We start from the raw sequence: 2383 nt of genomic DNA, 5'->3' as shown, positions 1-2383 counted from the left end.
CTGCGGTGCGTTTCGGGGCATGGGGTCGTCACAGGGCGGCGTCCACCCGCTACGGTGACCGCCAGGGAAGTTACCGCGGGAAGCAGGGGAACAGGGAAGCAGGGTTCGGCTTCCCATGCCGACGGAAGGCGCTGGTCTTGGGGAAGGTCGTCCTCGTCACAGGAGTGGCCCGGCAGCTGGGGGGTCGCTTCGTCCGGCGCGTCCAGCGCGAGCCCGGTGTGGACCGGGTGATCGCGGTCGACGCGGTCGCGCCCGCGCATCAGCTCGGCGACGCGGAGTTCGTCCGCGCCGACATCCGGCAGTCCTCCCTGTCGCGGATCCTGGCCGAGTACGCCGTCGACACGGTGGTCCACCTGGACGTCTCCGGCAAGGCGCTCGGCGCCGGCGGCCGTACGGCGATCAAGGAGACCAACGTCATCGGCACCATGCAGCTGCTCGGCGCCTGCCAGAAGTCGCCGACGGTGCAGCGGCTCGTGGTGAAGTCCAGTACGAGCGTGTACGGGTCGGCGCCCCGCGACCCGGCCGTGTTCACCGAGACCACCCCGCCCAAGTCGCTGCCGAGCGGCGGCTTCGCGAAGGACGCGGTGGAGGTCGAGGGGTACGTACGGGGCTTCGCCCGCCGCCGGCCGGACGTGGCGGTGTGCGTGCTGCGGTTCGCCAACATCCTGGGACCGCACCCGGACTCGCCGCTCGCGGACTATCTGTCGCTGCCCGTTCTGCCGACCGTCTTCGGCTACGACCCGCGGCTCCAGTTCGTGCACGAGGACGATGTGATCGACGTCCTGGGGATCGCGGCGAGCGAGCCCCGGCGCGGGACGCTGAACAGCGGCACGTTCAACATCGCCGGCGACGGGGTGCTGCTGCTGTCGCAGTGCTCGCGGCGACTGGGAAAGCCGACCGTTCCCGTGCTGCTGCCGGCCGTCACGTGGGTCGGCTCGGCGCTCCGTACGATCGGCATGACCGACTTCTCGCCGGAACAGATCCGGCTGCTCACCCACGGCCGGGTGGTCTCGACGGTGCAGATGCGCGAGACCCTCGGTTTCCGGCCGGAGTTCACCACGGCGGAGACCTTCGCGGAGTTCGCGCGGAGCCGGGGGCCGGGGCTGCTGCCGCCGGAGACGGTGGGCAGGGCGGTGGACCGGCTGGCGGCGCTGCCGCTCCCGGGAGGCGCCGGACCGCGGGAGCGCGGGGCCGGTGCGGTACAGACGAATCACGGCGCCAGGTAGAGGAGCGCACCGACGATGGCGGACGCCAAGGTCATTCCGTTCGACGACGACCGTTCGCGGTCCGGTGGCGGTGCGCGTCCGGCGCGGCGCCGGACCGGGGCGGGCGGCAACGGCAGCGGTCGGGGCGACGGCTCCGCCGCTCCGGTCAGTGCCCTGCCGGGGGCGCAGGTCCCCGAGCAGCCCGAGCTGTCCCCGGAGGCCGGGGAGACGGTCCGGGAGCCCGGGGAGACGGGGCAGGACGCGGTGGACGCGGGCCGCTCGCCGGCCGGTGGCTGGGAACGGCGGATCGCGGGCGGGCTCGCGTTCCTGCGGCGGAGGGTCACCGGTGATTACGACGTCGACGAGTTCGGTTACGACGCGGAGCTCACCGACCAGGTCCTGATGTCGGCGCTGCGGCCGCTGGCGGACAAGTATTTCCGGGTCGAGGTGAAGGGCATCGAGAACATCCCGTCGGACGGCGGGGCGCTCATCGTGGCCAACCACTCCGGGACGCTGCCGCTGGACGGGCTGATGCTCCAGGTCGCGGTGCACGACAACCACCCGGCCGGGCGGCATCTGCGGCTGCTCGCCGCGGACCTGGTCTTCCACCTCCCGGTCGTCAACGAGCTGGCGCGCAAGGCCGGTCACACGCTGGCCTGTGCGGAGGACGCGCAGCGGCTGCTGGAGACGGGCGAGATCGTCGGGGTGATGCCGGAGGGTTTCAAGGGCATCGGCAAACCGTTCGGCGAGCGCTACAAGCTCCAGCGCTTCGGGCGGGGCGGCTTCGTGTCGACGGCGCTGCGGGCGGGTGCGCCGATCGTGCCGTGCTCGATCGTGGGGGCGGAGGAGATCTACCCGATGATCGGCAACGCGAAGACGCTGGCGAGGCTGCTGGGCTTCCCGTACTTCCCGATCACACCGACGTTCCCGTGGCTGGGGCCGCTGGGCGCGCTGCCGCTGCCGACGAAGTGGACGATCCAGTTCGGCGAGCCGATTCCGACGGACGGGTATCCGCCGGAGGCGGCGGAGGATCCGATGCTGATGTTCAACCTGACGGACCAGGTGCGCGAGCAGATCCAGCACACGCTGTACAAGCTGCTGGTGCAGCGGCGGTCGGTGTTCTTCTGACCCCGGACGGAGGCCTCTGTACGGATGCCTCTGTACGGATGTCCATTGTA

The 2383-nt window shown here is 71.5% G+C and carries 2 protein-coding genes; both read left to right on the top strand.

Features of this window, described 5'->3' with window-relative positions; genetic code table 11:
* The first annotated feature begins 137 nt into the window (after positions 1 to 137).
* Complete coding sequence (locus ACFWM7_RS34965) at positions 138 to 1226, top strand: NAD-dependent epimerase/dehydratase family protein (RefSeq protein WP_383268729.1); 1089 nt, start codon at positions 138 to 140, stop codon at positions 1224 to 1226.
* A gap of 15 nt (positions 1227 to 1241) precedes the next feature.
* Positions 1242 to 2333 (top strand): lysophospholipid acyltransferase family protein, encoded by a 1092-nt coding sequence (locus ACFWM7_RS34960; protein WP_383268726.1) that lies wholly within the window; start codon positions 1242 to 1244, stop codon positions 2331 to 2333.
* The last annotated feature ends 50 nt before the right edge of the window (positions 2334 to 2383 follow it).

It is taken from the genome of Streptomyces sp. NPDC058375 (assembly GCF_042723425.1).
Lineage (GTDB): Bacteria > Actinomycetota > Actinomycetes > Streptomycetales > Streptomycetaceae > Streptomyces > Streptomyces durocortorensis.
The sequence above is the reverse complement of the archived record's forward strand: the minus strand, read 5'-3'. Positions and strand labels throughout refer to the sequence as shown.

Excerpts from the sequence above, each read along its gene's own strand:
- ACFWM7_RS34960 (WP_383268726.1), top strand. The coding sequence starts at position 1,242 with ATGGCGGACGCCAAGGTCATTCCGTTCGACGACGACCGTTCGCGGTCC.